Source organism: Pseudomonas sp. 05N431 (assembly GCF_056397005.1).
Map to the genome: position 1 here is coordinate 162,653 of NZ_JBFTMN010000004.1, position 10,583 is coordinate 173,235.

At 60.0% G+C, this 10,583-nt stretch carries 9 protein-coding genes; 1 reads left to right on the top strand and 8 read right to left on the bottom strand.

Translation table 11 applies throughout. From position 1 onward, the window contains the following. Positions 1-111: 111 nt before the first annotated feature. From AC1DIG_RS08400 to argH, 7 genes are all read right to left on the bottom strand, one after another. The gene (locus AC1DIG_RS08400) at positions 112-1,461 is read right to left on the bottom strand and encodes an MmgE/PrpD family protein (protein ID WP_477766914.1); all 1,350 of its coding nucleotides are present in this window, start codon (positions 1,459-1,461) and stop codon (positions 112-114) included. Next, a complete protein-coding gene (locus tag AC1DIG_RS08405) occupies positions 1,458-2,345 on the bottom strand; it encodes a polysaccharide deacetylase family protein (RefSeq protein ID WP_477766915.1) in 888 nt (295 codons plus the stop codon). The genes AC1DIG_RS08400 and AC1DIG_RS08405 overlap by 4 nt, the downstream gene beginning before the upstream one ends. Then, positions 2,338-3,186, bottom strand: coding sequence for a polysaccharide deacetylase family protein (locus tag AC1DIG_RS08410; RefSeq protein ID WP_477766916.1), 849 nt, complete (start codon positions 3,184-3,186; stop codon positions 2,338-2,340). The genes AC1DIG_RS08405 and AC1DIG_RS08410 overlap by 8 nt, the downstream gene beginning before the upstream one ends. Positions 3,187-3,333: 147 nt before the next feature. Further along, positions 3,334-4,158, bottom strand: a complete 825-nt coding sequence (locus AC1DIG_RS08415) for an ABC transporter substrate-binding protein (RefSeq protein WP_347926841.1) — start codon at positions 4,156-4,158, stop codon at positions 3,334-3,336. Positions 4,159-4,182: 24 nt separating this feature from the next. Next, a complete protein-coding gene (locus AC1DIG_RS08420; RefSeq protein ID WP_054597474.1) occupies positions 4,183-4,947 on the bottom strand; it encodes an amino acid ABC transporter ATP-binding protein in 765 nt (254 codons plus the stop codon). Positions 4,948-4,957: 10 nt separating this feature from the next. Then, positions 4,958-5,833: an amino acid ABC transporter permease gene (locus AC1DIG_RS08425; protein ID WP_054597473.1), complete on the bottom strand. Its 876-nt coding sequence runs from the start codon at positions 5,831-5,833 to the stop codon at positions 4,958-4,960. A 148-nt stretch (positions 5,834-5,981) separates the two neighbouring features. Further along, complete coding sequence (gene argH / locus AC1DIG_RS08430) at positions 5,982-7,409, bottom strand: argininosuccinate lyase (RefSeq protein ID WP_477766917.1); 1,428 nt, start codon at positions 7,407-7,409, stop codon at positions 5,982-5,984. Between the two features lie 294 nt (positions 7,410-7,703). On the opposite strand from argH, the gene AC1DIG_RS08435 reads away from it, so the two are divergent. Next, complete coding sequence (locus tag AC1DIG_RS08435) at positions 7,704-8,669, top strand: LysR family transcriptional regulator (RefSeq protein WP_477766918.1); 966 nt, start codon at positions 7,704-7,706, stop codon at positions 8,667-8,669. A gap of 298 nt (positions 8,670-8,967) precedes the next feature. Here the strand turns inward: AC1DIG_RS08435 and AC1DIG_RS08440 are convergent, their stop codons facing one another. Further along, positions 8,968-10,575, bottom strand: a complete 1,608-nt coding sequence (locus AC1DIG_RS08440) for an ArnT family glycosyltransferase (protein WP_477766919.1) — start codon at positions 10,573-10,575, stop codon at positions 8,968-8,970. Positions 10,576-10,583: the final 8 nt, after the last annotated feature.

Genomic DNA, 10,583 nt, shown 5'->3' on the forward strand with positions numbered 1-10,583 from the left:
ATTTAGCAATGCGGCGACGCCATTCGCGAGCAAGCTCGCTCCCACAGGGGAACGCATTCCAATGTGGGAGCGAGCTTGCTCGCGAAGAGGCCGGTCCTGACAACCCAGGAGTCATACCAGCCACTGATCCAGTTCCCAAACCGATTCCAGTTTTTCCAGTTGCCACAACCGTTCCAGCAACACGGTCGCCTGTTCCTCCGGCAGCACCCGCGTCGCCAGGCTGAGAAACTTCTGCTCCAGCGCTGCATCACTCAACGAATTCCCCGGCGCGCCCAACGGCACCTCGACACACACGCTCGCCGTGCGACCATCGCGGCTGCGAATGCTCACGACCGGCTCGCCATCCTCTGACAGTTGCGGATCCACTACAAGGTGAATGCGCGACATCCAATGAGCGATTTCTGACGCGCTGCGTTGTTCGTCGTCGTAAGCCTCAAGCCGACAATGCCCATGGACCAACCGAGCGGCGAGGGCATACGGCAGACTCATTTGCGCGGCGGCCAAACTACCGACATCGCGCCCGCCGCACATCTCGTTGAGAAAACCACACAGCGACACCTGAACGTCTTCCAGCTGATCGGTCTCGATCTGCAACTGCTCAAGCAACAAACCCAAGGCATCAATGGCCGAATGCGTGCCACGGCATGACGCGTAAGGCTTTATCGAGCAGCGGGCGAGTTTCCACACCACGCCAAGGTCTGCATCCAAGGCCTCGGGCTGCGCGTGTTCCGCCGCGAGGGTCTTGAGAAAGCCGCCCCAGACGTCATCGAACAACTTGGTTGGCCCGCTGATCCCTTGCTCGGCAAACCGCGCTGCCAGCAATCCACCTTCGGCGGCGCGGCCGCTGTGAAGCTTTTTGCTTTGCGAACCATCGTGGATAAACGCCCAGAGGCCACCGCTGAAACTGCCGGCAATGCCCAGTGCGGCGAGGGTTTGTGCCGGATCAAGACCGAGTATTCGCGCACTGGCCGCTGCCGCGCCGAATACGCCGCAGGTGGCGGTCGAATGCCAACCGGTGCCGTTGTGCGCCGAGTAACCGCCACAGGCCTCAAGCACCCGCCGACCGATCTCGTAGCCGATCACCACCGCAGTAATCAGCTCGCGACCGCTCACTGGTGCGGGACTCAGGCTGACCGCCGCCAGCACTGCGGGCAGCACCACCGCGCCGGAGTGATCGCAGCCGCCGGTATCGTCCAGTTCCAGCGCATGGGCGGCAATCCCATTGAGCATTGCTGCCTGCGCGGCGCCCACATGCTGTGCCGTGCCCCAGACCAGCGTTTTGCCGTTTTCATTGGCAAAGGTTTGCCGAACGGCGACGGCAATTTCACTGGCAGCCCCGGCCAGGGTCGCGCCGACCGTGTCGAGAATATGCCGCTTGGCTTGCGCCACCAGTGCCGGTGGCAAGTCTTCGAAACGGGTTTCGACGCAAAATTGCGCCAGACGCTGCAATCGTTCACTCATGGCAAGTACGCTCGATAATGCCGCTCATACACCGCGGCTGGATGCTCCTCGTCCATCGGCACAGCACGCTCGCTCCACCACTGGGCGACGTCGCCTGCCGTAGCGACCCACACGTCGTCGTGTTGCTGGATACTCAGCAGCAACTCGCGCAGGACACCGATGCGTCCCGGGGTTGCGATGATTTCCGGGTGCAGGCGCAGCACGTAGCACAGGCCAAAACGATGAAACCCGGCAAAGTCCATTTGCAGGTTGCCCAAGGTATGGCTGTAAGAAGCAATCCGCGATTGCGCGGGCGGGACTGCCGGGCTCAGGTTGAACGCGAAGTACGGTTCGTCCTCCAGTTCATAGTGCATTGGCAGTTCGATGACCTCAGGCACCGTCGGATGGGCGAACGGCAGGTCATCGCCACGCCAGCAGGACGACCAGCGAATGCCTTGCTCGCGCAACGCTTCGGTAAATCCCGGTGCCCAGTTACCGGCGGGAATCCGGAAACCCGTTGGCCGCTGACCGGTAATGGCCGCGAGTGCCCGGCAGCCGTGCTCAAGGGCGGCGGTCTGCTCAGCCAGGCTCAGGGTATCGAAGTTCTGGTGCCGATATCCGGCGCAGGCAATCTCATGACCGGCCGCCTGGATCGCGCGGATATGTTCGGGGTTCTCTTCGGCAACGATTCCCGGTACGCACCAACTGCTGGGGACGCCCAGCTCCTCGAACAGTGCGAGCAAGCGCTCGACCCCGCGCTGGGTGCCGTAGCGCCACACCGACAGGGTCTTGTCGCGGCCGGCGACTTCCGGGGCTTGGGTCAGGATGCCGTGCACGTCGTTGTAGTCGACGGTCAACACCACGGCGCACCGGTAGCCTTTGGGCCAGACCGTCGAATCAGTCATGTTGATGCTCCTTGAGCCACCATTGGGCGACATCGCGGCAGGTGGCGAACCACACGTCATCACGCTGGCGCATGTGTTCGAAGAGTTTCTCCAGCAGCAGAATGCGCCCCGGTTTGCCGGTGATCTTCGGGTGGAAGAGGGTGGTCAGGCACAGCCCTTCATTCATCGCGCCGTCGAATTCGCGGCACCAATTGTCGAGGGTCAGCTCATAGCTGGCGGTACGGTCCAGCCCCGAGGGGAAATCCGGCGCGCGGGTGTAGGCGATGGAGGCGTAATCGTCCATTTCCCAGCGGCCCGGGATTTCCACCAGCGGAGTATCAAAGCCGGGCACCTTCACCAGGTATGGCCGGTCATCGCCGCGCATGCTGCTGGAATAGGTCACGCCAGCTTCCACCAGCATGGCCGGCGTCTCGGCCCGCCAGTCGCCGGACGGGGTGCGAAAGCCTTCTGCGCGGATGTTCAAATGCTGCCAGAACACCTCGCGGCACTTATTCATGACGTCCTTTTGCTGCTCCAGTGTCAGCGCATAAAAGGACTCGTGTTTGTAGCCGTGGTAAGCCACTTCATGCCCGCGTTCGATGATCGACTGGCACTGTTTCGGCCAGTTCTCCACGACCCAGGCCGGGACGAAAAAGGTCGTCGGGATGCGGAATTCGTCGAGCAGGTCGAGAATCCGTGGCAAAGCCCGATACGGCCCGTAACCCCCGAAACCGAAGTACTCGGGCTTGTGCCAGATCGAACCGTTGAGCATCGCATCGCCGGTCGGGCCGTCGAGATCGAAGGCCAGGGCCAGGCAGGCTGTGTGGCCGTCGGGCCACGTCGGTTGAGGCGAGGAGGACATCGTGGCGCTCCGGTAATTTATGGGGGTAACACGAACCCTGTGGGAGCGAGCTTGCTCGCGATGAGGCCGTCACATTCAACATTGATGTCGCCTGTCGGACCGCTATCGCGAGCAAGCTCGCTCCCACAAAGGGCATCCCTCTGATGCTTACTTACCGGCGTTGATGGTCACGGTTTTGATGGCACCCAACTCCAGATCCCATTTCTTCAAGATCGCCTGATAGCTGCCGTCATCGATCATGCTCTGCAACGCCACCTTCACTGCTTCACTCAACTCAGGTTTTTTCTTGCTGACGCCCAGACCACTGAACTGCACCGAGATCGGCGCCCCCACGGTCTTGTAGGTGTCTTTTTCCTGGGTCTTCAGATACGACAACGTTTCGCTGCCCTGCATGGCCGCATCGATGCGGCTCTGGCGCAGTTGCGCACGGGCGTCGGCGGAGCCTTCGGTGCCGATCACGTTGATCGCCGGTTTACCCTTCGCTTCGCAATTGGCCTTGCTCCATTCAGCAATTTCCGCCGGGAACGTCGTACGTCGGCTGGTCCCGACTTTCTTGCCGCACAGGTCGGTGATCTCGTTGGTGTCCTTGTTCTTTTGCAGGGTGTAGAACTGCGGCCCGCTGGTGAAGTAGTCAACGAAGGTCACGCTCTGCTGGCGTTCGGCGGTGTCGGTCATGCCCGACAGCACCACGTCCACGCGGTCGGTGGTCAGGGCGTTGATCATTTGCTCGAAGCCGGTTTCCTGCCATTTGATCTTCACGCCTAGACGCTCGGCCAAGGCGTTACCCAGGTCGTAGTCCAGGCCAGTGAGGGTGTTGGTGGCCGGGTCCTTGAAATCCATCGGCGGATAGTTGGGCATGATCGCCACGACGATTTCGCCCTTGGCCTTGATGCTCGCGGGCAAATCAGCTGCCCAGGTCATCGAAGAGGCCATCAGGCCAGCCACTACTGCAGGGATAAGGAGTTTTTTCATGGTCGTTCTCTTTTTGAGTTGTCGTTAGGTGCGAACGGCAGAAATGAAGCTTTGGGTGCGCGGGTTTTGTGGACTTATTAGTATTTCTTCGGGGCTTCCTGCCTCCACGATCTGCCCGCCATCCATGAACACCATGCGATTGGAAACCTCGCGGGCGAAGCCCAGTTCATGGGTGACGACGATCATGGTCATGCCGGTCTGCGCCAGATCGCGCATCACCGACAGCACCTCACCGACCAGTTCCGGGTCGAGTGCCGAAGTGGGTTCATCGAACAGCATCAGCTTGGGCCGCATGGCCAGCGCGCGGGCAATGGCCACCCGTTGTTGCTGGCCACCGGAGAGCTCGATCGGGTAGCTGTTGCGCTTGTCGGCCAGGCCGACGCGGGCCAGCAGTTCCAGGGCTTCTTCGTGCGCTTCCTTGGGCGAGCGCTTGAGCACCTGACACGGGCCTTCGACAATGTTTTGCAACACAGTCATGTGCGGAAACAGGTTGAAACGCTGGAACACCATGCCGGTGGCCAGCCGCTGCCGGGCGATCTGCGACTCGTTGAGTTCATGCAGTTTGTTGCCGACGACGCGGTAGCCCACCAGTTCGCCATCGACCCAGAGGCCGCCCTTGTCGATCTTTTCCAGCTGATTGACGCAGCGCAGCAAGGTGCTCTTGCCGGAGCCGGACGGGCCGATGATGCAGAGCACTTCGCCTTGCTCGACTTCGATATTGATGTCCTTGAGCGCGTGGTACTGGTCGTAATATTTGTTCAGGCTCACGGCCTTGACGATGCTTCTCATGTCGGATTCCTCAAGAACGCTTGCCGGCGCCGCGAGCGAAACGACGCTCCAGACGGCTTTGACCAAAGGACAGGACGGTGACAGCGGCCAGGTACCAGATCCCGGCGACGATCAGCAGCTCCATCACGCGGGCGTTGGCGTAGTAGATGTTCTGGGCGTTGTAGAGCAGTTCCGAGTACTGGATCACGCTGGCCAGGGAGGTCATCTTGACCATGCCGATGAACTCGTTGCCGACCGGTGGAATGATGATGCGCATGGCCTGCGGCAAGATAATCCGGCGCAGCGCTTGCAGACGCGGCATGCCGATCGACTTGGCTGCTTCGTACTGGCCGGTGTCCACCGAGAGCAGGCCGGCGCGCACCACTTCAGCGGTGTAGGCACCTTGGTTGATGCTCAGGCCCAGCAGCGCCGCGACGAAGGGCGTCATCAGGCTGACGGTATCGAGTTCGAACAGCCCCGGAATACCGATCGTGGGGAAGATCAGCGCCAGGTTGAACCACAACAGCAGTTGCAGAATCAGCGGCGTACCGCGAAACAGCCAGGTGTACGTCACCGCGACATAGCGCAGGATCGGGTTCGCCGACATGCGCATCACGGCGGTGATCACCCCGAAGACGATCCCCAGCGCCATCGCCAGCACGGCCATGACGATGGTGTTAAGCAAGCCGAACAGAATCGCCTGGGAGGTCAGGAACTGGCCGATGTACGACCACTCGATCTTGCCCTCGGCGAAGGCCCTGACCAGGCCGACGATGGCGACGACGATCAGCGTGGCGAAGAAGATCCGCCCGTAATAGCGCCGAGGCACATGTTCGTACTGGGTAATGTCGAACTGGTTTTCGGCCTTTTTGCGCTCCGCGAGGAGCTCTGCCTGAGTCTGGTTCATCTGGTTTCTCCTTTCGCTGGTCTTTCAGATCAGCTAAATCCCTGTGGGAGCGAGCTTGCTCGCGATTTCGGTATCACATTCAACATCAATGTTGGCTGACCCACCGTTATCGCGAGCAAGCTCGCTCCCACAGGTTCTGTGCAGTGTTTCAGAGGCGGAAGCCTTGATAGTTTTCGGCCCATTGCTGCTGTGCGGCGAGGGCAGTTTTCAAGCGGCCGATCTGTTCCCGGACCTGCTGCGGCGCGGTTCCGCCCCAACCACTGCGAGCAGCGATGGCGGCTTCCAGGGTCAGGCTGTCGCGGACTTCGGGCGTCAGGCGCACATCGATCTCGGCCAGCAGCGCCGGCGAGGCTTCCCACAGTTCGATGTCGTGTTTTTCGCAGGCCTGAACCAACGCGCCGGTGATTTCGTGGGCCTCCTTGAACGGCACACCGCGCACCGCCAGCCAGTCGGCGACCTCGGTGGCGAGGGTGAAGCCCAGCGGCGCCTGACGACGCAGCTCTTCGACGTTGACCTTCATGGTCGCGACCATCCCGGCCATGGCTGGCAGCACCAGCAGCAGGGTGTCGACTGTGTCGAGCACGCCGTTTTTGTCTTCGCTCAAGTCGCGGTTGTACGACAGCGGCAGGGATTTGAGGGTCGACAGCAGACCGGTCAGGTTGCCGATCAAACGGCCGGCCTTGCCCCGGGCCAGTTCGGCGATGTCCGGGTTCTTCTTCTGCGGCATGATCGAACTGCCGGTGGCGTAGGCATCGTCCAGCGCAACCCAGCGAAATTGCCGTGAAGACCACAGGCAAAACTCTTCGGCCAGACGCGAGATGTTGATACCGAGCATGCTCGCCACGAACAGGAACTCGGCAACGTGGTCACGGCTGGCGACGGCGTCGATGGAGTTTTCGCAGACACCGCTGTAGCCCATTTCCTTCGCCGATTGCTGTGGCTGACGGGCGATAGCGGAACCGGCCATGGCCGCTGCACCCAATGGCGACAGGGAAGTGCGCACGTCCCAATCCACCAGACGTTGCACATCGCGCAGCATCGACTGGGCGTGGGCCAGCAAGTGATGGGCGAACACGATCGGTTGCGCCTGTTGCAGGTGAGTGAAGCCCGGGCAAATGCTGTCGATGTGCAGCTCGGCCTGGTCGATCAGCGCCTGTTGCAGGGCCAGCACTTCGCTGGTCAGGGTGCGAGCGTGATCACGCAGAAACAGCCGCAGATCGTTGGCGGTCTGGTCGTTGCGCGAGCGTCCGGCGCGCAGCTTGCCGCCCAGCGCGCCGAGGCGTTCGGTCAGCAGGCGCTCGATGAAGGTGTGGACGTCTTCGTCGTCGAGGGTCGGGCTGACAAAGCCAGCACGGAAGTCTTCACCGATACGTTCCAGCGCATCGAGCATGGTTTGGGTTTCCTGTGCGTCGAGCAAACCGGCGCGGTGCAGTTCCCCGGCATGGGCCTTGGAACCGGCCAGGTCGTAAGGGGTGAGGCGGAAGTACCGCTCAGGGCAGCGGGACAGGGCTGCCAGGGCTTCGGACGGACCGCTTTTGAAACGCGCTCCCCACAAACGATCGGTTGCTTGAGTCATTGTTGTTTTCCTCGTCGGTAACACGAACAGATGTCGTTACGCAGAGCCTTGAACACTCGCCGGGATCTTCCCGACGTGGTTCGGCTCATGCAGTTTTCAAGAGGGCAGTTGCAAGTGGCGAGAGCTGATCGAAGTGTCAGCTTTTAATAGTTTCGAATCAGCGACTTGGCGCTGATCGGGGAGAATTATTGGGAGTTGCCAAGCCTGGTTTTCTGTGTTCATTATTATTAGCCAGCACTATTTTTGTTGTTGGACACAGACTGTTGAATCGGGCGCCAGAGGTAAATAAGCATTATGGAAACCCCACTTTCCAATTCTGGAAACCCGCCGTTTAAAACGGCCCACCGAGCCCCTCTAGCCCTGAGCGGGCTGGACTTCAAACTGCTCAAAGTGTTCAAGGCAGTGGTCGAGGCCGGTGGTTTCAGTGCCGCTCAAAACGAGCTGAATGTGGGGCTTGCAGCCATCAGCAAACAGATCTCCGACCTCGAGATTCGCATTGGCATGCGCTTGTGTACCCGGGGGAGAGAGGGTTTTTGCCTGACCGAAGAGGGGCGTCTTGTGTACCAGGCGTCGATCGATTTATTTGCCTCGGTTGATAACTTTCGTGACCGGCTTAGTTGTGCGCAGAATGAATTGATCGGTGACTTGGGAGTAGGGGTGATCGATAATACGATTACCGATGAAAACTCCCCGTTAGTTGCAGCGCTCAAACGAATAAATGAAGAATCACCGAAGGTGCGATTTCAACTTCAGGCCTCGCAACTGGATGAGGTGGAAAGAGGCGTTGTAGAAGGTCGGCTAGTGGCTGGGATAGTTCCGGTTTATCAGAAAAGAGAAGAGTTCGATTACTTCGCGCTGTATGAAGAAAGGTCAGAAGCTTACTGCGCGGTGGGGCATCCGTTGTTCAGTGTTCCAGACGAGGAGATGGGCGAAGATGTGCTCAAGCATCACGAGTTCATCAACCATCGTTACGCCATTCACCGCGACAAGCTGACGTTTGCCCGGTACGACAGTTTTTCCGCTTCCGCCTCGCAGGTCGAAGCGGTCGCCATGCTGATCAAAACCGGGCGCTTTCTGGGGTTTCTGCCACAGCACTATGCCGCGCAACTGGTTGCACAAGGCACGTTCAGAGCCTTGCGGCCTGACCTGATCAGCTTCAATACACCGTTCAACCTGATCTTGCGGCACAACACGGTGCGCAGTCCTTTGGTCAAGGCGTTCGCCCAGGCGTTGGGGGTGGATCTGAAGGCGAGCGTTTGAGATTGGCTGTAGAAGTCGCCTGCTCGGTAGTCGCTGAGCGCGCGGCACGGAAGTCGCAGAGTTTGGCGTTTATAGCGCCTGCCGGGAGTGTCGAACACTTCCTCAAGTGGTCGGCGGACAAGTAAAACAACCTATCTGTTTTGCCCAAAGTATTGACTGATATCAATCTGAGATCTTTCAACGAAATCTCGGGCAATGCCGTTAAAGTTGAGGGCTTGGGACAACTTCGGGCGAACGGCAAACAAGGATTGCCCGTAGCAGCTGTCGAGAGACAGCTGCTACGAGAGTTTGAATCAGTTCAGGGTTGCACGGGTACCAGATGCAGCAGGACGTAATCGTTCTTGTCGAAGCTCCCGTTCAGCACCGGCTGCAATGCCGCCAGCCGAGAGCCTTTCAGGGCTTCGTAGTCGCTCTTGTCCATCACCAGCCAGGCAGGGCCTGTCAGGTTCTCGAGCTCTTGCACTGAAGAAGTGAACACCGGGAACAGGTCTTGCTCGACGTTGACCATGAACTTGATGGCCTTGGCGTCTTTACCCATGGCGTGCAGCACCACGGGAGCCGGGTCTTTCTGAATCAGCTCAACGACTGCGCGGCTGAACGTGCGGGTGTCGTAGAGCGTACGCTCCACCGGTTCAAACACCAGAATGTAGGCCGACCACAGCGCCAGTACTGCAGTGAACGCCAGGCCCACTGCACGCACACGTGGCTTGAACAACAGCCCCAATGCGATCACCTGCAACACGCCGAGAGCTACCATCATCGTCGTCCCCGAGGCGAGAGCCTCCGGAAAACGTCGCTTGGCGACCAGTAATCCGACGATCAGCAGACCAGGAATCAGCAGCCACAGGCCCTGCATCAGGCCGCGCAACCACTGGAATACCCGCCCCTGCGCGCCCTGAAACGGGTACGCAGCAACGATCGCCGCCATTGGCAGCATCGGTAGCATGTAACGGGCCTTTTTCGCCATCGGAATCGACAGGCCAATCATCACGACCAGCCCGGCAGCGGTGCACAAGGTCAGCAGACGCAACGCCGGTCCGCGCTCCTTGCGACCGACCAGTAACACAGCGGCCAGCACCACTACCGCCAACGGGTACGCCAGCGCATAGTTGCCCAGCGAGCTGCTGAAGTAATACAGCACGCCGCTCGCACCTTCGCGGCCATCCATGCGCCCCATGAACTGCATGCGGATCACGTCTTGCACGAAGGTCGGACCGCCACTGACGTTCGCCAGCCACAACAGCAAACCAATACCGGCGGCCAGCAGCACCGCCGCCAGCAAGCCGACCGTGATCATCCGCCGCCATTGGCCATTGAGCAGGTAATAACTGCACAAGACGCCAGTAGGCACCACCAGGCCAATCGGCCCGCGAATGGCAAAGCCCAGCACCAGCAACGCGAGTATCAGCAGCAGCCGTCGTGGCGCTTGAAAGTGGTCGGCGGCATAACCCAGATAGAACACGGCGAAGGTCACGGCCGCGACCATCTGGTCAAGCGATACGGCGCGGGTTTCGGTGATGAAGGTATTGCTCAGCATCATCATGGCAATGCTGATCAGCGCCCAGGTTCTGGAGTAGGGCGCTACCAGGCGGTACATCAGCGTGACAATTGTCGCCGAGGCAATGGCACTGGGTAACCAGGCCGTCAACGCATTTACCTGGCCAAAGGGCAGCGAAAGCAGCCAGGTAAAAAACGTCGAGGTGGCCCAGTAATCAGCATAAGGCTGGCCATAGGTGGTCGGGAAGAACCCTGGCCCATGGCGCAGCATTTCCTGGGCGAACAGTACGAACCGCGAGTCGAATCCGATCGCCGATTGCTGGTAGACGCCGGCGCAGAACAGCAGCAGCGCCAGTAGTCCCAGACCTAACGATTGTTGACGGATCCCTGTCGATGGATATGCGTGCACGCGGCCTC